This window comes from Rhodococcus sp. B50, assembly GCF_013602415.1.
Lineage (GTDB): Bacteria > Actinomycetota > Actinomycetes > Mycobacteriales > Mycobacteriaceae > Rhodococcus.
On sequence record NZ_WPAG02000002.1, the window covers coordinates 3,765,379 to 3,784,847 of the forward strand.

The 19,469-nt window shown below is 66.3% G+C and carries 16 protein-coding genes; 9 read left to right on the forward strand and 7 right to left on the reverse strand.

All coding sequences use genetic code 11. From position 1 onward, the window contains the following. Positions 1-4: 4 nt before the first annotated feature. The 7 genes from GON09_RS17735 to dnaA form a co-directional block, all read right to left on the reverse strand. Positions 5-421 (reverse strand): roadblock/LC7 domain-containing protein, encoded by a 417-nt coding sequence (locus tag GON09_RS17735; protein WP_006550917.1) that lies wholly within the window; start codon positions 419-421, stop codon positions 5-7. Then, on the reverse strand, positions 418-4,011 hold the full coding sequence (locus tag GON09_RS17740) for a sensor histidine kinase (RefSeq protein WP_213932931.1): 3,594 nt from the start codon (positions 4,009-4,011) through the stop codon (positions 418-420). The genes GON09_RS17735 and GON09_RS17740 overlap by 4 nt, the downstream gene beginning before the upstream one ends. 360 nt (positions 4,012-4,371) lie before the next feature. After that, positions 4,372-6,408, reverse strand: coding sequence for a DNA topoisomerase (ATP-hydrolyzing) subunit B (gene gyrB, locus GON09_RS17745; protein WP_213932932.1), 2,037 nt, complete (start codon positions 6,406-6,408; stop codon positions 4,372-4,374). A 214-nt stretch (positions 6,409-6,622) separates the two neighbouring features. Then, entirely contained in the window at positions 6,623-7,198 is a 576-nt protein-coding gene (locus GON09_RS17750) for a DUF721 family protein (RefSeq protein ID WP_213932933.1), read from the reverse strand. Beyond that, on the reverse strand, positions 7,195-8,427 hold the full coding sequence (gene recF, locus GON09_RS17755; RefSeq protein ID WP_213932934.1) for a DNA replication/repair protein RecF: 1,233 nt from the start codon (positions 8,425-8,427) through the stop codon (positions 7,195-7,197). Before recF ends, GON09_RS17750 begins: the two co-directional genes overlap by 4 nt. 22 nt (positions 8,428-8,449) lie before the next feature. After that, positions 8,450-9,634: a DNA polymerase III subunit beta gene (gene dnaN / locus GON09_RS17760; RefSeq protein WP_213932935.1), complete on the reverse strand. Its 1,185-nt coding sequence runs from the start codon at positions 9,632-9,634 to the stop codon at positions 8,450-8,452. Positions 9,635-10,134: 500 nt separating this feature from the next. Further along, positions 10,135-11,886 (reverse strand): chromosomal replication initiator protein DnaA, encoded by a 1,752-nt coding sequence (gene dnaA, locus GON09_RS17765; protein WP_307854406.1) that lies wholly within the window; start codon positions 11,884-11,886, stop codon positions 10,135-10,137. 585 nt (positions 11,887-12,471) lie between these two features. Between dnaA and rpmH the strand changes: the two genes are divergently transcribed. From rpmH to GON09_RS17810, 9 genes are all read left to right on the forward strand, one after another. After that, entirely contained in the window at positions 12,472-12,615 is a 144-nt protein-coding gene (gene rpmH, locus GON09_RS17770) for a 50S ribosomal protein L34 (RefSeq protein WP_006550910.1), read from the forward strand. Between the two features lie 20 nt (positions 12,616-12,635). Continuing rightward, positions 12,636-13,031 carry a ribonuclease P protein component gene (gene rnpA / locus GON09_RS17775; RefSeq protein WP_213932936.1) on the forward strand — a complete coding sequence of 132 codons (396 nt, stop codon included), beginning with the start codon at positions 12,636-12,638 and terminating at the stop codon, positions 13,029-13,031. Then, a complete protein-coding gene (gene yidD, locus GON09_RS17780) occupies positions 13,028-13,318 on the forward strand; it encodes a membrane protein insertion efficiency factor YidD (protein ID WP_213932937.1) in 291 nt (96 codons plus the stop codon). The genes rnpA and yidD overlap by 4 nt, the downstream gene beginning before the upstream one ends. Before the next feature lie 69 nt (positions 13,319-13,387). Further along, positions 13,388-14,491 carry a membrane protein insertase YidC gene (yidC, locus tag GON09_RS17785; RefSeq protein ID WP_213932938.1) on the forward strand — a complete coding sequence of 368 codons (1,104 nt, stop codon included), beginning with the start codon at positions 13,388-13,390 and terminating at the stop codon, positions 14,489-14,491. Positions 14,492-14,513: 22 nt separating this feature from the next. Next, on the forward strand, positions 14,514-15,062 hold the full coding sequence (locus tag GON09_RS17790) for a Jag family protein (RefSeq protein WP_213932939.1): 549 nt from the start codon (positions 14,514-14,516) through the stop codon (positions 15,060-15,062). A gap of 103 nt (positions 15,063-15,165) precedes the next feature. After that, positions 15,166-15,846: a 16S rRNA (guanine(527)-N(7))-methyltransferase RsmG gene (rsmG, locus tag GON09_RS17795; protein ID WP_213932940.1), complete on the forward strand. Its 681-nt coding sequence runs from the start codon at positions 15,166-15,168 to the stop codon at positions 15,844-15,846. A gap of 620 nt (positions 15,847-16,466) precedes the next feature. Further along, positions 16,467-17,438, forward strand: coding sequence for a ParA family protein (locus GON09_RS17800; protein WP_213932941.1), 972 nt, complete (start codon positions 16,467-16,469; stop codon positions 17,436-17,438). Then, the gene (locus tag GON09_RS17805; RefSeq protein WP_213932942.1) at positions 17,435-18,646 is read left to right on the forward strand and encodes a ParB/RepB/Spo0J family partition protein; all 1,212 of its coding nucleotides are present in this window, start codon (positions 17,435-17,437) and stop codon (positions 18,644-18,646) included. The genes GON09_RS17800 and GON09_RS17805 overlap by 4 nt, the downstream gene beginning before the upstream one ends. A gap of 58 nt (positions 18,647-18,704) precedes the next feature. Beyond that, the gene (locus GON09_RS17810; RefSeq protein WP_213932943.1) at positions 18,705-19,394 is read left to right on the forward strand and encodes a GNAT family N-acetyltransferase; all 690 of its coding nucleotides are present in this window, start codon (positions 18,705-18,707) and stop codon (positions 19,392-19,394) included. Positions 19,395-19,469: the final 75 nt, after the last annotated feature.

Consider the following 19,469-nt stretch of genomic DNA (forward strand, 5'->3'; position numbering starts at 1 on the left):
GACGTCAGGACCCTAGACCGACCCGCGGAGTGGCTTCGACCGAAGCACCCACTCGATCGACCAGGAGCGCCATCTCGTAACCGACCTGTCCGATGTCGCACTCGGAGGCCGTCAGAGCCGCAAGGTGGGAGCCGTCGCCGACACTCATCAACAACAGGTAACCGTGCTGCATCTCCACGACGGACTGCAGCACACCTCCCCCGTCGAACAGCTGCGACACACCGTTGGACAGGCTCGCCAGACCCGAGGTCACCGCAGCGAGCTGCTCGGCACGATCCACCGGGAGGTGGGCGCTGGCGGCCATGAGGAGGCCGTCGGCGGACACGAGCACGGCATGCGAGACACCCGGGACTTCGCGCGCGAAGTTGGAAACCAACCAGTCCAATGGACGAGCTGCGTCGGATCCATGATCAATATTCATCGAACTCCCTGTTCGTCGTTCTCGCGATTGCTGGTATTCGCCGAGGCGCGTCCGTCGCGGACACCCTGCTGATGGCGGCTCAAGTTGGCCCGGATGGCTTCCGGGTCTCGACGTCGAATAGTCCTCGGCAGTTCACCCGTTGCCGGTGCCCGTACGGCACCCGGCACCAGACGTTCACCGGGAGCGCGCCGCGGAAGACCCGCGGTGGTGTGCTCGTCCACCGGGACTTCGGAAGCACGCTGAGCTGCTTCCCAACCGGCGTCCGCTGCGGAGTGCCACTCCCGCTTCCTGCGATCCTCCGGAAGGCTCGTCGGGTCGACGAGCCAATCCGACATCATCGTGGTGAAGATCGGAGTGTTCGCCGGCTGCGGACGGGCCGACGCCAGGTCGGACCGCGGCTGGAAGAACGACGCCGTCTTCGCCGAGTTGGTCCGGTAGCGGTGCCGGGCCGCCTGCTGCGCGTCGCTGTGCGGCGACACGGAGCCGCCGTCTGCGATGCTGGGCCCGGATCCTGCTGCGGCCGAATCGAGTTCGGAACCGTTGGTTGCCACAGCAGGTCGCTGCGGCAGCCCCGGGGTACTGCCCGGCTGACGACGCGGCAGACCGGGAGTGTTTCCGGGGCGGCGCTGCGGAAGACCCTGGAAGGGTTCCGGCTGACGACGGCCGGCATCCGGCGCCGGCACGCGCTGTGGCAGGTCGGAACGGCTCGGCGCCTCCGGCCGGCCCGCGGATTCGCCACCCGCGAGCGGGCCCGCCACCGGCTGCTGCGGCCGGTTCTGCGGAACCGAGGGGGACGATCCACCGGCCCGTCCCGGAAGCCCGGGAGTCGCGCCCGGCCGACGCTGTGGAAGGCCGGGGGAAGCGGGGCGCTGCTGCGGGGCGGGCGCACGATGCGCCGAGCCCTGTTGCGGCTCGCGGACCGGCAGGGACTGCGAGCCCCGTGCCTGCGACTGATCCTGCCGGCTGTCGCGTGCGGACGCGGAATCCGTCGGCGACAGACCCGGCGTGGCACCGGGACGACGCTGCGGAAGACCCGAAAGTCCTTCGCGACGAGCGGGATCGGTGTCGGGTCGCGGAGTGGAACCGTTGCGTCCCTCACCGTTGCGGCCGTCGAACGAGTACCCGTTGGTCTCCTCCGGTCCCCGGCGGGAACCGCGCGGGGGCAGGGACGACGCGAACGCTGCTGCGGCATCCGGCTCGATCCGGCGCGGCTGTGGCGACCTGGGCGGAGTCGGCAGACCCGGAGTCTCGCCCGGTTGACGAGTGGGCAGACCCGGAGTTCCGCCGGGGCGACGTTGCGGAAGACCCGACGGGCCGAATTCGCGGGAGGCCGCCGGAGTCCGGTCGTCGCGTGACGGTGCCTGAGAGTCGCGCTGCGGGAGCGCCTGGAGCGACGACGGGGGCGGGGTGAACTCGTGCCGTCCCGATTCGCGCTGCGACTCGTCCCGACGCTCGTCCTCGTAGGACGGGGCCGTATCCCGTGCAGCGAAGGAGGTTTCGTCGACATCGCTCGCGTAAGCGGCGCTCGCGTAGCCGGCTTTCGCGTAGGCGTCGTCGGACTCGTCGGCACGGACATCGTCGATCGCGGACTCCGCCGGCTGTGACGTCGCGTACTCCTGCCGATCGCCGGCCGCAAGAAGACCCTGCTGTGCGACGGGCGCCGAGATCGCCTGCGGTGCCGAGTACTCCTCGGGCTCCAGTTCGAGAGGGGGCTGAGGGCCGGTGTGCGACAACGCCAGCGGGGAGACCAGCAGCACGTCCGGGATGTGGACGCTCGCGGTGATACCCGGGTTGCGTGCGGTGTCGAAGGTCGGGCGCAGACGCACGGTGAGACCGTGCCGCTCGGCGAGTCGCGACACCACGAAAAGACCCATGTGGCGAGCGGTGTCCGGACCGACCTCGCCGCCCTTGGCGAGACGCTGGTTGATGGCCTCGAGTTCGTCGGCCGGGATACCGATACCTCGGTCGGCGATCTCGACGAGCAGGCCGCCGTCGACGGCACGCGCGAAGCTGAAGGTGACGTTGCTGTCGGGCGGTGACGCACGCAGCGAGTTGTCGACCAGCTCGGCGAGGAGATGCACGATGTCGGTCGCGACCGCGCCACTGAGGGCACCGTCGGGTGTCGAGCCGATCTGCACGCGCTGGTAGTCCTCGACCTCCGACATCGCGGCGCGCAGGATGTCGCCGAGCTGTACGGGCGCCGAGTGACCGCGACGCATGCGCGTACCGGAGAGGATCAGCAGGTTGTCGCCGTTCCGGCGCATACGCGCGGCAAGGTGGTCGAGGCGGAACAGGCTCTCGAGTCGAGCCGGATCCTTCTCCTCGTACTCGAGTCGTTCGATGAGGCCGAGCTGCTGTTCGACGAGCGACTTGGAGCGACGTGCGAGCGTCTCGAACATGTCGCTGATCTGCAGCCGGAGGTGCGCCTGCTCGCCGGCGAGACGCAGGGCCTGCCCGTGCATGTCGTCGACGGCGCGGGCGAGCTGGCCGATCTCCTCGGTGGTGTGCACCGGGACCCGGGTGAACTCGATGTCCTCGATGTTGTCGCCGACCTTGATGCGGTCGATGGCCTCGGGCAGCTCCTGCCGCGCAACCTTCAGCGTGCCGTAGCGCAGGCGACGGATCGGGCCGACGAGCGAACGGGACACGAGGAGGGCGAGCACGAGGGCCGCGAGCAGGGCTGCGAGCACGATCGCGGTGTCGCGGAGCGCAGCCGAGCGGGTTTCCGCGGCACGGTCCTGAATCGTGGTGCTGACCTGCATCGACGCCTCGTCGATGATGGTGCCGTAGATGTCGACACTGTTGAGCAGCGAGGCGCGGATGTTGAGGATCGGGAGCGGACCGGAACCGGCCGCGTCGACCATGTCGGCACGTTCCTGGACCCCGGCCCGCAGTTCGGCGATCTGCTGATCGGCCATCGGGTAGGAGCGCGCGAGCAGATCGAGCATCGCGAGCTCGGCGCCGGACGAGGACACCAGGGCGGTTCCCGGCTGGGTCGGATCGGCGAGGAGCTGGAGCACACCGAGCACCTGGCCGAAGAGATAACGCTGTGAGTACCAGGCGTTGATCAGCTGGTCGCCGTAGATGAGGATCTCGCGGTCGTCGACCTCGTCGAGGATCGCTTCGACGATGCGGTTGAGGCTGTCACGCACCTCATTGGTGACGGCGCTGATCTCTTCGACCGGAACCGGCCCGGCCTGCAGTTTGGTGTAGAGCGACTGGGCGGAGGCAGAGGTACGGCTCAGGTCGGCGGTCACGGCCGGATCGAGCTCCGGGTTCTCCGTGACGGAGGCGATCGTGCCGAAGGCGTCGCCGAGCGCCGCCATCTCCTCGGGGGTCACCGTACCGGCCGCAGCACTCGCGGTGGCGGTGGCGAACGCCGTCGAGAACTCGACGATGTCCGGCACGGCTGCGACCTGGTCGGCCGCGGACGAGAAGTGGACGGCGTTGCTGAGCTCGTTCTCGACACGGAGACCACCGAGGACCATTGCCACGGTCACGGGGACAGCGAGAACGGCGGTGACCTTCCGGCGAAGACCCCACCCCTCGATGTTCCACCACCGCTGCTGGGGCGGCGACTTGTCACTCATGGATTACAGCTCTCCTTCCACCCCGTCCGCGCCGGGCGACGAGCACCAGTCGGCACTGCACTCCGATGAGCGCATTTTCGATCGAGTGCAGTCGAACGAGACGTTTCGGGTGAGGGCACCTTATCGGGACATACAGCGGATACGGAAGAGTGAGTCCTTCCCGTACCCCCGCGCTGCCCCGGCCCCCTCTTCGGCAGCCACACGTACAGATGGCCGATAGGAGTGTACTCACGAGTAACGAGGAAGGCTAACGGCCCTTCCCGCTTTCGGCGGCGCGACATGCGAACCCCCGCCGTGATTTACGACACAGCGGGGGTTCGCACGCAGTCTCGACGCCGCTCGCAGCGGTACCGGCGGTGATCAGACGTCGAGGAAGCGGACATCCTTCGCGTTGCGGGTGATGAAGCTGCGTCGCGCCGCGACGTCCTCACCCATCAGGACGCTGAACAGCTCGTCGGCGGCAGCGGCGTCGTCGAGGGTCACCTGACGAAGGATACGGACGCTCGGATCCATGGTGGTCTCCCACAGTTCCTTGGCGTTCATCTCACCGAGGCCCTTGTAACGCTGGATGCCGTCGTCCTTGTTGATCTTCTTACCGGACTTCAGGCCGGCTTCGAGAAGAGCGTCGCGCTCGCGGTCGGAGTATGCGAACTCCGGTTCGCTGCGCTGCCACTTGAGCTTGTACAGCGGCGGCTGTGCGAGGAAGACGTGACCTTCCTCGACCAGCGGGCGCATGAAGCGGAACAGCAGCGTGAGCAGCAGCGTCGCGATGTGCTGACCGTCGACATCGGCGTCGGCCATCAGGACGATCTTGTGGTACCGCAGCTTCGCGATGTCGAATTCCTCGTGAATGCCGGTACCGAACGCCGTGATGATCGACTGGACCTCGGCGTTCTTGAGAACCTTGTCGATGCGGGCCTTCTCGACGTTGATGATCTTGCCGCGCAACGGAAGGATCGCCTGGTACATCGAGTCGCGACCCGACTTGGCAGAACCACCTGCGGAGTCGCCCTCCACGATGTAGATCTCGCACTTGCTCGGGTCCTTCGACCGGCAGTCGGCGAGCTTGCCGGGCAGACCACCGATGTCGGTCGCGCTCTTGCGACGGACGAGTTCGCGCGCCTTGCGGGCGGCGACACGTGCGTGCGCCGACGACACGGCCTTGGTGACGATCGTCTTCGCGTCGGCGGGGTTGGCCTCGAACCAGTGCGAGATGTGCTCGTTGCACGCTTTCTGCACGAACGACTTGACCTCGGTGTTGCCGAGCTTGGTCTTGGTCTGACCCTCGAACTGCGGCTCGCCGACCTTGACGGAGATGATGGCCGCGAGACCCTCGCGGATGTCGTCGCCCGTGAGGTTGGGGTCCTTCTCCTTGAGGAGCTTCTTGTCCTTCGCGTAGCGGTTGACCACGGTGGTCAGCGCCGCACGGAAGCCTTCCTCGTGCGTGCCGCCCTCGTGGGTGTTGATGGTGTTGGCAAAGGTGTGGACGGACTCGGAGTAACCCGAGTTCCACTGCATCGCGACCTCGAGTTCGTGCCCGGTGCCCTTGGCGGTGAACCCGACGACCGAGTTGTGGATGGGCGTCTTCGTGCGATTGATGTGCCGCACGTAGTCCTCGAGACCACCGGGGTAGTGGTAGGTGCGGACCTTGACCTTGTGGACCTCGGGTTCGGCGGCCTCGACCGCTGTCTCCTCCGCGGTCTTGGGTGCGTCAGCGGTGTCGGGGACGTCTTCCTCGGTGACCTCTTCGGGTGCGACCCGCTCGTCGGTCAGGGTGATGGTCAGTCCCTTGTTGAGGAACGCCATCTCCTGCAGGCGACGCGCGACGGTCTCGAAGTTGAACGTCGTGGTCTCGAAGATCTCGGGGTCGGGCCAGAACCGGACGGTGGTACCCGTGCGCTTGGTGGCCTCACCCTTGAGCAGCTCACCCGGCTTCGAGCCGGTGTACGTCTGCTCCCAGTGGTACCCGTCGTTGTCGATCTCGACCTGGAGGGTCGTGGACAGTGCATTCACCACGGAGATACCCACACCGTGCAGGCCACCGGAGACGGCGTAGGCATCCGAGTCGAACTTGCCGCCGGCGTGGAGCTGGGTGAGGACGACCTCGACGGTGGGGACACCGGACGCGTGCATGCCGACAGGGATACCGCGACCGTCGTCGACGACCTGGACGCCGCCGTCGGCGAGGAGGGTGACCTCCACCTTCGACGCGTGACCGGCCATGGCCTCGTCGACGGAGTTGTCGACGACCTCCCAGATCAGGTGGTGCAGGCCACGCTCTCCGGTGGAACCGATGTACATGCCGGGGCGCTTGCGCACCGCCTCGAGACCCTCGAGGACGGTGATGGACGACGCACCGTACTCACTCTTGTTGTTGTTCGACTTCTGGGCAGCCACGGGTGGGTAGCTCTCCTTCTCCGATCGGCCCCGCGCATGCGCGCGACGCATTCTTGTCCATCCTACGTGCCCGAGGGCCTTGTACCGGGGTCGACACGAATGCGGGCATCCGCACCGCTGGCGTCCCCGTAGCCGCCCCTTCGCGAGCAGAACGACGTGATTTCCTACGCGCTCCGATTTTCGCCCCGCGTACGGGCCGGGAGCGACCCGAGGATCACCCGTAGGTGTCGCGTGGTCCGCGTCCGCGGATGTGGCGTTCGCCCTTCCGCCAGCTCGGAGCCGTCGGGCCGGTGATCCGCAGTTCCTTCACCACTCCGTGCCCCACGGCCGCGGCGATCTTCGCGAGAATCTGCGACTGCATCATCCGCAGCTGCGTCGCCCAGGCCGTCGACTCGGCCGAGACATGCAGGATCCCGTCGCGCAGCGTGGTCGGCTGGGCATGGCTCGCGATGTCGTCGCCTACGACCCGCGCCCAGCTCCCCATGACGGTGCCCTCGGACACGTGCGTCGACCAGCCCCGCTGTTTGGACAGGGACTGCGCGAGCGAACCGAGCGTCTGGGGGTCGCGGTCGTCCGGCCCGGGCCCCGACCAGCCGCGACGCCGGCGTTTCGGGCGCAGCGGGCCGCGCGACGCGCGTCCCTGCCCGACGGCCTTACCGCTCGCCTTGGCGGCGGCTCGAGCCTCCTCGAGCGCGCGACGGGCCAGGTCGATGCCCTTCAGCTCCGGCTCGTTCGCACCGCCCTGAGGCTTGTTCGTGCCGCCCTCGGAACCTGTCCGTTCGTCGTTCATCCGACCTCCCCGGTAATCGGGTCCGTCTCCCGTTGCACCGATCCCAGCACAGAGATACGACCTTCTCCGGTGTCCTCGGCATGGACGGGAAACCGGGCACCGTTCAACTCGGCCGGTACGTCCTCCGGCACGGCCGCCGTGATCAGCACCTGTTCGGCCGTCGTGGCGACCTCGGCGAGCGCGGACCGCCGGCGACGATCGAGTTCGGCGAAGACGTCGTCGAGCATGAGAACCGGATCGGTGCCGTCGGTGCGCAGCAGGGCGAAGGCCCCGAGACGCAACGCGAGTGCGAACGACCACGATTCACCGTGGCTCGCATAACCTTTCGCCGGCTCGGCGCCGAGCATCAGCTCGAGATCGTCGCGGTGGGGTCCGACGAGGCAGACTCCGCGTTCGATCTCCCTGGACCGCATCTCTGCGAGGCGGTGGAGGAAGACGGTCTCGAGAAACTCGCGGTCGTCCGGCGCGGGCATCCGGGACGGATCGGAGAACTCCGGCGGCAGCGCGTCGCCGAGGCTGCTGCGGTAGTGCAGGCTCGCCGGACGCGACTCGGGGGCGATCGATCGGTACGCCCCGGACACATGCGGGGCAAGTTCGTGCAGCAACGCGATGCGCGCTGCGAGTAGTTCGGCCCCATGGGCCGCGAGGTGGCCGTCCCACACATCGAGGGTGGTCAGAGCACTCGCCCCGTCGTCGGAGCGGTTTCCCCGCCGCAGCGCCCCGCCCGCGGTCTTGAGAAGTGCGGACCGCTGGCGCAGCACCTTGTCGTAGTCGGCGCGGACCCCGCTCATCCGCGGGAATCGTGTGCTGAGCAGTTCGTCGAGAAACCGGCGGCGATCGCCCGGGTCGCCGCGGACGAGCGACAGGTCCTCCGGCGCGAAGAGCACCGTGCGGAGGATGCCGAGGATCTCACGGGGCCGGCGGGCCGGCGACTGGTTGATCCGCGCCCGGTTCTGCTTGCCCTCGTTGATCTCGATGTCGATGCCGAGCTCACGGCCGTTGTTGACGACCAGAGCTCCGGCGAACGCCCGTGACGTGCCGGCCCGCAGCAGCGGACCGTCGGAGGACACCCGGTGCGACGACAGCGTCGACAGATACCCGAGGGCCTCGAGCAGGTTGGTCTTCCCGTGTCCGTTGCGCCCGACGAAGACCGTCGCCCCCGGAGTGAGGTCGACGGAAACCGTTCTCCACGAACGGAAGTCGCGCAGCGAGAAGGTGCGAACGTACACAGGTGTCCAGTCTCGGAGCCGGTCAGCCCGGCAGGCGCACCGGCATCAGCAGATAGGTGTAATCGCTGTCCGGAGCGGCGAAGGTACCCGAGGAGTCCGGCACGGGCTCCTCGTCGAGCGCGGGCCGCAGCACGGCGGGCCGACTCGAGGTGGTGAACCCGAACGAGACCTTGTCGGTGTGCAGCGACGTGAGTCCGTCGAGCAGGTAACCCGGGTTGAACGCGATGATCAGCGGTTCCCCGAAGAACTCGGCGGGATGGGATTCCTCGGCCCGGCCCGCATCGTCGCCACCGGCCGAGAGCATCACGCTGCCCTCGGTGAACTCGAGTCGGACCTGTGCACCGCGCTCGGCGACCAGCGCCACACGCTTGATCGCGTCGACCAGCGGTGCGATCTCGACGGTCGCCATCGCGGTGTGCTCGTTGGGGAGCAATTGGCGGAACTTGGGGAATTCGGCGTCGAGCAGGCGCGTCGTGGTGCGGCGCCCCTCGGCGACGATGCCGAGCAGACCTTCGGCACCCACCGACGACCCGCTGCCGAGAGCCAGCTGGACCGGAGAGTTCGAGGACCCGCCAACAGTTTTCGCGGCCTCGGAGAGGGTCTTGGCAGGCACGAGCACCGCCGAGCTCGTGGACTCCGCGGTGGGCATCCACTCGAGCTTCCGCACCGCGAGACGGAACCGGTCGGTGGCCGCGAGCACCATGTCGGTGCCCTCGATCTCCACCCGGATGCCCGTGAGCATGGGGAGCGTGTCGTCCTTGCCGGCCGCGACGGCGACCTGGCTGATGGCCTCGGCGAACAGATCGCCGGACAGCGCACCGGTCTGCTGCGGGAGCTCGGGCAGCTGCGGGTAGTCCTCCACAGGCATGGTGGGGAGCGAGAACTTGGCGCTACCGCACGTGATCAGCACGCGGGTGCCGTCGAGCACGACATCCACAGGCTTGTGAGGCAACGAGCGGGTGATGTCGGCGAGCAGCTTGCCGGACACCAGCACCTGGCCCGGGGTGATGACCTCGGCCGAGACGTGGACCTGCGCGGATACCTCGTAGTCGAAACCCGAGACCGTCAGCCCGCGTTCGTCGGCACCGAGCAGGACACCGCCCAGAACGGGAACGGGGGGTCGCGACGGAAGGCTTCGGGCAACCCATGCAACGGAATCGGCGAAGTCCTCGCGAGGCACACGAAACTTCATACTTCCCAGCTCCATCGCCCGGTGGATCCCTTCGATCGTGGTCTCGACAAGTCTACGAAGTCTGTCACAGAACCCCGACACCGATGAGGCGGAGCCGGGGGATGCGGGTCCACGTTATGCCTTCCCTCGCTGCTTGGAAAGCCGGGAGGCTCGAGGCGCGACCCTCACTCGAGGGCCTGTGGACCGAAGCTCTCCACACACCTGTTTTGAAAGAAGATTTCTGAAGAGAACTCACAGAAGTAGTAATAGGGCCTGTGGAATCTGTGGACGAACGACCGTCTAGGCTGGTGGGGCGACGTTCTCGAGGGGTACGAACTCGAGGATGAACTCGAGGAGTTCTCGAGGACGAATGTGGATTCCTCGAGACTGTTCATCCTTTGTCCACCATTCGTCCACAAAGATCCCACGTTCTGCACACCCTTGTCCACAGGTGTGGGAAGCCGAAATTTCTCGAGATACGGGACAGGGAGCGCCCTGTGGACGCTCCCTGTGGATGGATACTCGAGGCTCGAGGATCAGCGCTTGGACCGCTGCTTGATGCGCGCGGTGAGCTCCTGCACCTGGTCGTAGACCTTGCGACGCTCGGTCATTTCCTTGCGAATCTTCTTGTCCGCGTACATGACTGTGGTGTGGTCGCGACCGAAGGTCTGGCCGATCTTCGGCAGCGACAGGTCGGTGAGCTCGCGGCACAGGTACATCGAGATCTGGCGTGCCTGCGCGAGCGGGCGTGCCTTCCCGGGGCCGCACAGGTCGTCGATCGACGTGCCGAAGTATTCCGCGGTCACAGCCATGATCGTGGCGGCGTTGATCTCGAGAGCGGACGAGTCCGGCATCAGATCACGCAGCACCACCTCGGCGAGGGTGAGATCGAGTGGCTGCCTGTTGAGCGAGGCGAAGGCTGTCACTCGGATCAGGGCACCCTCGAGTTCGCGGATGTTGCGTTCGATCCGGCTCGCGATCAGCTCGAGCACGTCGTGCGGCACGTTCAGGCCGTCCATGCGCGCCTTCTTCGACAGGATCGCGATGCGCGTCTCGAGTTCCGGCGGCTGGACGTCGGTGATCAGTCCCCACTCGAACCGGGTCCGCAGCCGTTCCTCGAGCGTCGCGAGCTGCTTGGGTGGGCGGTCGGACGAGACGACGATCTGCTTGTTGGCGTTGTGGAGGGTGTTGAAAGTGTGGAAGAACTCTTCCTGGATACCTTCCTTGCCCTCGATGAACTGGATGTCGTCGACGAGCAGGATGTCGGTCTCGCGGTAGCGCCGTTTGAACGCGACCTTGCGGTCGTCGCGGAGGCTGTTGATGAAGTCGTTCGTGAACTCCTCGGTGGAGACGTACTTCACCCGCATCCCTGGGAAGAGCCGCTGTGCATAGTGGCCGGCGGCGTGCAGCAGATGTGTCTTACCCAGTCCCGACGCACCCCAGATGAACAGCGGGTTGTAGGCCCGTGCCGGCGCTTCGGCGATCGCCACCGCTGCGGCGTGTGCGAACCGGTTCGACGCACCGATCACGAAGGTGTCGAAGGTGTACTTCGCGTTGAGGCTGCTGCTGCCCATGGGCGGCGTCTCGGGCGGCGGGGGCTGGGTGAAGTAGGACGGCCACGACTCGCGCACGGCGGTCATCGCCTCCCGGTCGTCGTCGACCTCCTCGAGTTCGCCGTGGTCGGCCTCGAGCATGTCGTGCTCCCGCGAGGAGAGCAGACGCCGCCGATAGGCGGCACTTTCACCGGGAAGCATGCCGTCGCGCGTGAATCCCCCATCCCTCGGTACGGCGCCGTCCCTCTGCCCGATGCCGTCCCTGGACACGGCCCCCTCCCGGGGCATCGCACCGTCACGCGGTCCGCCGGCATCGCGGGGCATCGGAGCTTCCCGGCGCAGATCACGGCTGCGTGACTCCGCGGTGCGCGGACTCACAGGCTGTGCATCGACCGGCAGGCCCTCGAGAGGCAGCGTGTCGCGAGGTTCGGCGTAGGGATCCTCGGCAGGGTCATCCATACGTTCCCGTGGTTCGACGCGCACACCGAGACCTTCGACCCGGTGACCGAGGTGCCGGTTGAGGGTGCGGAGGATGGGTTCGCGCAGATCGCGTTCGATCGACTGCTGGGCGAGCGTAGAAGGCACGGAGAGCAGGGCGAATCCCTGGGCGAGCGTGATCGGTTTGACGAGCGCGAGCCATGCCTTCTGGCTCTTCGTCAGCACTCCGTCGTCGATGGTCAGCTCGGATACGACGTCCGTCCACACATCGGCCAGCGCGTTCGGCTCGTCGCTCACGCAGCTTCCCTCCCTTTGATCACCGGTTTTCCACACGATTATCCACAGGTGTGGACAACCGGGGGAATCACCCGGTGGATGTGTGGATGGGAGGTGTGTATTCGCTCAGCGGGCTCGTCGGCCTGGCCGGTCTGCGGGGATCAGTGTGACACACGGTGCGATGCGATCCGGGCACGTACTCCGCGAATGTGCACCGGAGAGCTGCGCGACGGCGCCCGGGCAGGCGCGGGGCAGCGGGCCGTCACCGGCCGGCACATCGTCGTCGAACGGAGCGTGACGCGGGACTGCACAGGTAGTCGCGATGCGCCGTCGAAGACATGGCCCACAGCGTACCCGAGCTGTGGGACGGATCACATACCTTCTCGGGGTGTAGTTTTCGTCGACGTGCCCGGCGTGTCGCGTTGATTGCCGGTGATGGTCGCGGTTTGATTTCGCGCCCGCGTCCGAGTAGCCTCGAACAGTCACTCATACTGAGGTGATGGGTTCGTCCTGCTCTTCCGGGCAATCGGATCCTGCGAATTCACGTACACGTTGGAACGACGGTGCTCACCCGCGCCGTCGCAGAATTATCGAGGAGTGTCGACCGTGGCCAAGGGCAAGCGGACGTTCCAGCCGAACAACCGACGCCGCGCGCGCGTTCACGGCTTCCGTCTCCGGATGCGGACCCGTGCGGGTCGCGCAATCGTTTCGGCGCGTCGCCGTAAGGGCCGCGCTTCTCTCACCGCCTGATTCCCTAACGGGAGCTCGGGGTGCTACCTGAGCCGTATCGACTGCGGCGCCACTCGGATTTCTCGGACACCGTCCGCCGGGGGCGTCGTCAGGGGCGGCGGGATCTGGTCGTTCACGTTCTCGAACGCGATCGCACCGAGTCCTTGGTGAGTGTCGGCGGTCCGCGTTTCGGACTGGTCGTGAGCAAGGCTGTCGGGCCGGCGGTGATTCGACATCGAGTCGCACGCCGGCTTCGTCATATCTGTGCAGGTCTCGTCGACGCTCTGCCCTCCGAGACCGACATCGTGCTGCGCGCACTACCCGGTGCCGCCACCGCGGAGTCCCGCGAGCTCGACAAGCAGGTGCGGTCGGGCCTCGCCCGCCTCGGGTTGCTCGACTCCGCTGCTCCGGCCCCGGGTGGGAGTGTTCGCGCATGAACGAGCCGGAGCCGAGATCGTGGTGGCGATCGCTGCGGTCCGCCCCGGCCCGGGCACTGATCTTCTGTATCGAGCTCTATCGCACCTATGTGTCGCCCACGCGGATGCCGACCTGCCGATTCACCCCGACATGCAGTGAGTACGCCGTGGAGGCGCTGCGCACGCGGGGTGTCGTCGTCGGTTCGGTCCTGGCATCGGTGAGACTGCTCAAGTGTGGCCCCTGGCACCCTGGTGGGTGGGATCCGGTACCCGAACGGAAACATCGGTCGTCCCCAGTGGGTACCTGACCGGAGCCGAGACCCGAGACCGACGCCTCTTCGTGGCGATCATGGACGACCAGAGGAGTACATAGAGCCGTGCTCGACTTCATCTACTATCCCGTGTCCTGGATCCTGTGGGTCTGGCACAAAGTCTTCGCCGCGATCCCGTTCCTGGGTCCTGACAGCGGCTGGACCTGGGCGCTGTCGGTGGTGTTCCTCGTGTTCACCCTCCGCGCGATCCTGTACAAGCCGTTCGTCAAGCAGGTGCGCACCACGCGCCAGATGCAGGAACTGCAGCCGCAGATCAAGGCGCTCCAGAAGAAGTACGCCAAGGACCGGCAGCGCCAGGCACTCGAGATGCAGAAGCTCCAGAAGGAGCACGGCTTCAACCCGCTGATGGGCTGCCTGCCTGTTCTGCTGCAGGTTCCGGTGTTCATCGGCCTGTTCCACGTGCTGCGTTCGTTCAACCGCACCGGTACCGGTTTCGGCCAGCTCGGACTGACTCCCGAGCAGAATGCGCAGCTCGGTAACTACGCCTTCAGCCCGGAGGACGTCCAGTCCTTCCTCAGTGCCCGTCTGTTCGGCGCTCCGATCTCGTCGTGGATCACACAGCCGATGGCATCGCTCGAAGCCTTCGCGCCGTTCGGTGGCATTCCGTCTCGCTGGGAGATCGCTGCCGTCGCTGTGCCGCTGATGATCGTCGCCGGTGTCGCCACGCACTTCAATGCTCGCGCCTCGGTCTCGCGTCAGAGCGCACAGGCCGCCGCGAATCCGCAGGCCGCGATCATGAACAAGCTGGCCCTGTACGTCTTCCCGCTGGGTGTGCTCGTCGGTGGCCCGTTCCTGCCGATCGCCGTCATCATCTACTGGGTCAGCAACAACATCTGGACGTACGGACAGCAGCACCTCGTCTTCCGACGTATCGACAAGGAGGAAGAGGAGAAGAAGGCTGCGGCCCTGGCACGCCGGAACGAGAACGCACCGAAGCCGGGTGCCCGACCCGACAAGTCCAAGAAGAAGGGCACGGCCGCAGCGGCAGTGTCCGATGCCGGTGACGCCACGGTCGAGGAGACCGGCGAAGTGTCGCTGCAGAAGGACTCCGCGAGCGACGCGGACACGGCGGCGTCTGCGCCGAAGTCCGGTGCGTCCGCTCCCAAGCCGGGCAGCCGCCCCAAGAACTCCAAGCGCAAGCGGCGCTGACCGAAGTAGAAGAGAGCTGAACATGGCCAGTGACCTGGACAAGGTGGAAGAGGACCTCGCGGTGGCACCCGAGGAGAGCGACACCGCGGCGGACGCCGATCTCGATGACGACGATTACCTCATCGAAGAAGGCGAAATCGCCGGCGACTACCTCGAGCAGTTGCTCGATGTTCTCGATTTCGACGGCGACATCGACCTCGACGTCGAGGGCGACCGTGCGGTCGTGAGCATCGACGGCGGCAAGGATCTCACCAAGCTGGTGGGTCGCAACGGAGAGGTTCTCGACGCTCTGCAGGAACTCACCCGCCTCGCCGTGCAGCAGGCGACCGGCGAGCGCAGCAAGCTCATGCTCGATATCGCTGGGTGGCGCGCGGGTAAGCGCAACGAACTCTCCTCGCTGGGTGCGTCGGCCGCGAAGCGCGTGCTCGAGTCCGGTAAGCGCGAAGAGCTCGAGCCGATGACGCCGTTCGAGCGCAAGATCGTGCACGACGCCGTGGCGAAGATCGACGGTGTGTCCAGCGAGAGCGAGGGTGCGGAGCCGAACCGCCGTGTGGTGATCGTCAAGGATTGAGTCGGTCGGCCGAAGAGGGACTCTGCGTCGTCAGGGTCCCTCTTCGCTTTTCGTACTGATGCTGTGGACCCCGATGTTGTCTCGGGTGGACCGACAGGAAAGGATGTTTCACGTGGAACAGCACGAGGCGGAACTGTCGGCGATCGCGCAGCAGGTGTTCGGGGATCGAATCGAACTTGCCGAGCGGTACCACCAGTCGTTGTCGACGGCAGGCGTCGAACGGGGACTCATCGGGCCGCGCGAGGTACCGCGCCTGTGGGAACGACACATTCTCAATTGCGCCGTGGTGGGCGAACTCATCCAGGAGGGTGAGACGGTCGTCGACGTGGGCAGCGGTGCCGGCCTGCCGGGCATCCCTCTCGCGCTCGCCCGCCCCGACCTGCAGGTCACTCTCGTCGAGCCGCTTCTGCGTCGCACCGTCTATCTGGCGGAGTTCGTGGAATCCAACGGGATCGAGAATGTCCTCGTCGTCCGCGGCCGAGCCGAGCAGCCGAGCGTGCTCCAGGAAGCCGGCGGTGCGGACGTCGTCACCTCGCGTGCCGTTGCACCTCTCGCGAAACTCGCCAAGTGGTCGCTGCCCCTCGTCCATGAGGGAGGCCGGATGTTGGCATTGAAGGGATCGTCCGCTCGAGAAGAGATCGAACGGGATCACGACGAACTCACCCGCCTGGGCGCCGGCAATCTCGAGGTGCTCGAGTGCGGGGGTGATCTTCTTCCGGTACCCACGCTCGTCGTCAAGGCCGAGAGAATGGCGCGTCCGGCGAGGCGCCGCAAAAAGCGCTGATTCGGAATCGGTCGTTCAGCAGTTACTGCAACACCCTCCCCTCCCCCACCGGGTCGGGAGGGTGTTGTCGTTCCGAGGCGACTCGGTGCCGACTCGAGGACTTTACTCGAGTGCTTTTCCGGGTCGGAAGGGCCGTTCCGGGTGTTGTCACACCAGACCCATTCACCCCAGGGAGTTTCGTCACTGTGATGCTTCATGCAAGTTCGCATACGCATTCTCGGAAAGTGTTTCTGCACAATAGGTTTCGAAATAATTTCATGAATATTGTTGCAACACAGAATGTCTCTTTTTCACTCTCCATTCGTCCCGAGCTCTCAACTGAGTGCTCCTGTCGTTTCACGTGAAACATGACGCCTCCCCTCGATGTGTTTCACGTGAAACAATCGCCGCGTCGTTTCACGTGAAACCTCCCCCGGCCATGTCGCCGACGGATCCTGGAATGCGGATGGAATACTGAACCAAACCGAGAATGCGTGCGCGTGGTCGGGAGGCGGGGGCAGCTCCGGGTCCGGCACTCGCATTCTCTCTTCGGCGCCTCGACCCGGCCTTCGAAGTCGCGACCGGGAAGCGACGAGGATGTAGCGTGCGAACCGAGCGGATCTACGTGTAAGGAGTGTTCTATGACGGGTGGATCTGAATCCGCTGTTTCACGTGAAACCGGAGGCGTCGAGGACGATTTCTCCCCCGTGCCCTTCGACGGTTTCTCCGCTATCGACACACCTATCGGGGCGGCTGCTCATCGCGCCACCCAGGTCCTGCATCCGAGCGAGGCAAACTCTCTGCCCAAGCCTCGCGAGCGTCGAGTCTTCACGATCGCCAACCAGAAGGGCGGGGTGGGTAAGACCACTACGGCGGTGAATATCGCCTCCGCTCTCGCCGTTCAGGGTCTGTCCGTGCTCGTCGTCGACCTCGATCCGCAGGGCAATGCGAGCACCGCGTTGGGTGTGCCGCACCACTCCGGTATTCCCTCGAGTTACGAGATCCTCCTCGGGGAGATCAGCGCTGCCGAGGCCGTGCAGCAGAGTCCCCACAACGAGCGTCTCTTCTGCATCCCCGCGACCATCGACCTCGCGGGTGCGGAGATCGAACTGGTCTCGATGGTGGCGCGAGAGAACCGTCTCCGGAACGCCCTCACGAAGAAAGCTCTCGGCGATCGCGACTTCGACTACGTGATCATCGACTGTCCGCCCTCCCTCGGTTTGCTCACGGTCAACGCGCTCGTCGCCGCGAAGGAGGTCCTCATCCCCATCCAGTGCGAGTACTACGCACTCGAGGGTGTCGGGCAGCTCCTGCGCAACATCGAACTCGTCCAGTCGCACCTCAACCCCGAACTGCACGTCTCGACCGTTCTCCTGACGATGTACGACGGGCGAACCAAGCTGGCCGATCAGGTCGCCGCGGAGGTGCGTGCCCACTTCGGCAGCGCAGTACTGCGTGCCGTCATCCCCCGGAGCGTGAAGGTTTCCGAAGCTCCCGGTTACGGCATGACAGTTCTCGACTACGATCCTGGATCGCGCGGCGCGATGAGCTACCTCGACGCCGGGCGCGAGTTGGCGGCACGCGGGGCACACGAGAATCAGGGGAACGGATGAGCGCGACACGTAAAGGCGGGCTCGGTCGAGGTCTGGCAGCTCTCATCCCTACCGGGCCGCCGGTGGACGCCGAGCAGAAGCCGACCCCCGCTGCTACGACCGCTACGGCCACCGCTCCGGTCAAGACGGACTCGGTTGCCCCTGCGCCGACCGAGCCCGCAGCGTCCGTACCGGCGAAGCCTGCTGCGGGCGGGCAGCCCAAGTCGGCCGCTGCGCGTCGCGCGGCTTCGTCGGTCCTGAACCTGCCGTCGTCCGGTCTGGGCACGGCCGCTGCCGACGTCATCATCGGCGACGGCAAGCCGCCGGCGCCCGCCTCCCCGGCAGAGCCGGTCGAGGACGAAGCGGCACGAGCGTCCGGAGCGGCGTCCGAGAGCGAACTCCTCCCCTCCCCCACCGGAGCGGTCTATCTCGAGATCCCGATCGGCCGGATCGAACCCAATCCGAAGCAGCCGCGTCAGGTCTTCGACGAGGAAGCACTCGCGGAGCTCGTCCACTCCGTCCGTGAGTTCGGGCTCATGCAGCCGGTCGTGGTTCGCCGTCTCGACGGCGACCGCTTCCAGCTCGTGATGGGCGAACGTCGCTGGCGTGCCGTCCAGGAAGCAGGGCTCGACACGATCCCCGCGATCGTGCGCGACACCGAAGACGAGTCGTTGTTGCGCGACGCGCTGCTCGAGAACATCCACCGGGTACAGCTCAACCCACTCGAAGAGGCAGCGGCGTATCAGCAGTTGCTCGAGGAGTTCGAGGTCACCCACGAGGAACTTGCGGGCCGACTCGGGCGATCGCGCCCGGTCATCACGAACATGATCCGCTTGCTCAAGCTGCCGGTCGCGGTGCAGCGACGGGTGGCGGCCGGGGTGCTGTCGGCCGGGCACGCGCGCGCTCTGCTGGCGCTCGAGGCCGGTGCCGACGCCCAGGAAGCACTCGCCGCACGCATCGTCGCCGAGGGCCTGTCCGTGCGCGCGACGGAAGAAGCTGTCGTGCTCGCCAACCGCAACGACACCCCTGACGCTCCGCAGCAGAAGCGCCGGAAGCCCATCCAGATGCCCGGCTTGCAGGACGTCGCGGAGCGCCTGTCGAATTCCTTCGACACGCGAGTCACCGTGAGTCTCGGCAAGCGCAAGGGCAAGATCGTGGTGGAGTTCGGTTCGGTCGACGACCTCGAACGCATCGTGAAGATGATGGAGTCGCAGACCGACCTTCCTTGACTCCTCGTCGGAGCAGGACAACAGTCTGTAGACGAAAGACGTGGAGGCGAACTATCCCGTGTCGACTCGAGTGTCACCGCTCACGCTGAGTGGGATCGAGCAGTTACCTGCTCATGCGCGACGGTGCGTGTTCTGGGAGATCGATCCCGCCGCGTCACCCGACCTGCAACACTTCGCCGACCCCGAATTCGAGAAGGAAGCATGGCTGTCCATGGTCCTTCTCGAGTGGGGTTCGTGCGGCCAGATCGCGACGATCGGCGACAAGGCTGCGGGGTGCGCGCTCTATGCTCCCCCGGGAATGGTTCCTCGCTCTCAGGCCTTCCCCACCGCACCCGTCAGCGCCGACGCGATCCTGCTGACGTCCATGCGGACCGAGCCGCACGCCGCCGACCTGGACGTCGGAGCCGACCTCATCCGGGGTGTCGTCGCCGATCTCGTCCGACGCAATGTTCGTGCCATCGAAGCCTTCGGAATCCGGCGCGGCGCGGAGGCGGAGGCGAGCGATGTGCCGCACGCGACGGCCGCACTCGGATGTTCCGACACGGAATGCATGATCGACGCCGATTTCCTCGAAGACATGGGCTTCGAGGTCGTCGCACCGCATCACCGGTATCCGCGTCTGCGTCTCGAACTCGACCGTGACCACGAATGGAAGGTCGCCGTGGAGGCCGCGCTCGACAGGCTCCTCGAGGAGTCCTCCCTCACCGTCGCGGACCTGACCGCAGGTTCGCCGGTGGGCGCCCACTGACGTCCTCCCGAGCATCGACCGTCCTTTCGGACACAGACGAGAAAAGGACCACCCCGCAAACTCTGCGGGCGGTCC